Genomic DNA, 2,438 nt, shown 5'->3' with positions numbered 1-2,438 from the left:
GATTTCATTAAGAGCGGATTACTCACCCATTTCTGTGAAACAGATAATTTGGAAGATGACTCTTCTATTATTGGAGATATAGATGAAATAATTTCATTATATACTGGTGTAAAAGAACACAAAGGACGTTTAATAGGGGCATACTGTGAAAATGTAGATGTGCATGATAACAAAATCACCACAATAAACCTGTTTGATGAGAAGGTGTATCATGCTCAGTATTCTGAAACAGCAGATAACTTTTTTGATTTGATAGAAGAAGTTGATTATATAGACTTTGTAAATCACGTTTTGTCAGAATCGGGCAAAACATATGTGCGGATTTCGAATTACACTGGAGATATCAATAGACTTAAAAGTCATTTGGATGTCCTTGCAGCCAATTTGATCGATCATATTGACATTTTCATTTTACAAAAGGTAAAAGAAACAACTAACTTTGAACATAGGGACGAATATACGGAAATACTAAAAAAATATTGGGGATATACGTCATTTAGAAATCTTTCTGTATATGATTTAGATAAACTTGAAGAGGGAAAAAAAGAAACCTTTAAAATCTCTCAGGAAAACATTATTTCCGATTTAGTTGCTCAGGTCGAAGCATGCGAAAAAAATGATAAGAACTACAGAGATCTTTTTGTTACAGCACCAACAGGAGCTGGAAAATCAGTAATGTTTCAAATACCTGCCATATACTTGGCGGAAAAATATGACTTATTGACTATTGTTATTTCTCCTCTTATTGGATTAATGAACGATCAGGTTAAGAACTTGGAACTAAAGAATTACAAGTTTGCAAAAACGATCAACTCTGACATCTCTCCAATAATAAAGCAGGACATTATTGATAATGTAGCCGCAAGCAACTACCATATATTATATATATCTCCAGAAACTCTTTTAAGCAGAAGTGATATCGAACAGCTTATTGGTAATAGAACTATAGGAATGATAGTTATTGATGAGGCACATATTGTTACAACATGGGGAAAAAAGTTTCGCCCTGATTATTGGTATCTTGGTGATTATATAAAAAAGTTGAGAAAAAATCAGCTTGAAAAGAAAGGAAGAACATTTGTTACCGCTGCATTTACTGCAACAGCCATATATCATGGAATAGAAGATATGTATACAGAAACTGTAAATAGCCTTCATATGTTAAATCCTATCACATATCTTGGATACATAAAAAGGAATGATATTCAAATTGTTATTGACACAGCTAAAAGGAACACGAGGGGGAGAAATGAATATGAATTTGACAAACTAAATATGATTGAAAAAATCATTATGAGAGCAATGACTACAAATAAAAAAACGCTTATATATTTTCCTACAGTTGCCCTTATTAATAGATGTTATGAGTATTTGAGAGGCAGGCATATGATACAGCACGTTGCCAAATACCATGGGGCATTAAGTAGCGAAGAAAAAATGGAAAATTACGAAAAATTCTTAAGCAAAGAAAAATTAGTAATGCTGGCAACAAAAGCGTTTGGAATGGGTATTGATATTGATGATATCCAAATTGTTGTTCATTTTGCTCCAACAGGTAATGTTTGTGATTATGTACAGGAAATAGGTCGTGCAGCTCGTAGGGAAGATCTTGACGGTGAGGCATATTATCAATATAACACAAGCGATTTTAAGCATATAAATCGGCTTTATGGCATGTCCTCTATAAAACGTTATCAACTTGTAGAAGTAGTAAAAAAAATTGATGAATTGTATACTAATAATTTAAAAAGCTCTGATCGTGGTATCTATACAAAGAAAAGAAACGCAATGTTACTTGATGCTGAGAATTTTACATACATTTTTGGAACGCCACTTAGTGATGAGGATAATAATGTCAATAAAGTTAAGACCGCTCTTCTAACTATTCAACGAGATTTTGAAAACAGAATAGGATTTTCTCCTATTGCTGTTAGACCAATACCGCTGTTTTCACAAGGATTGTTTCAAATAAATGAAAACGGGCAAAAAAAGCTTAATAGGTTATATCCAGATTGTGTAAGAGAAATAAATTCTGGCAATCATATTTGTAAAGTACAGTTAGATGAAATATGGAAAAAGAAGTATTCTGATATATCCTTTCCTAAATTTAAGTACCTCGTTTATTCCAAAAGCTCAGAATTGGATGATCTTTTAAGAATAAATTTAAACGCTGCATTATATGTATCTATAAATTTTTCAGAAGACTATAATAGCCTATTTGATAATATGTGGGATGAATTTCGAAAATATAATAAATCAACGAGTAGTTGCAGAAGATTATATATATTTGGATGAAAATAGCAGAAACTTTAGCAACTAAATGCTCACTTATAAATTTTTCAGAAGACTATAATAGCCTATTTGATAATATGTGGGATGAATTTCGAAAATATAATAAATCAACGAGTAGTTGCAGAAGATTATATATATTTGGATGA

At 31.5% G+C, this 2,438-nt stretch carries 1 protein-coding gene; it reads left to right on the top strand.

Features of this window, described 5'->3' with window-relative positions:
• The coding region (locus DW793_RS13970) for a DEAD/DEAH box helicase (protein WP_147342225.1) at window positions 1-2,295 on the top strand (2,295 nt) is incomplete at its 5' end.
• Window positions 2,296-2,438: the final 143 nt, after the last annotated feature.

Origin of the sequence: Ruminococcus sp. AM31-15AC, from assembly GCF_003462045.1 — a bacterium.
GTDB lineage: Bacteria > Bacillota > Clostridia > Oscillospirales > Ruminococcaceae > Hominimerdicola > Hominimerdicola aceti.
This window is presented reverse-complemented; position numbering and strand designations above follow the sequence as displayed.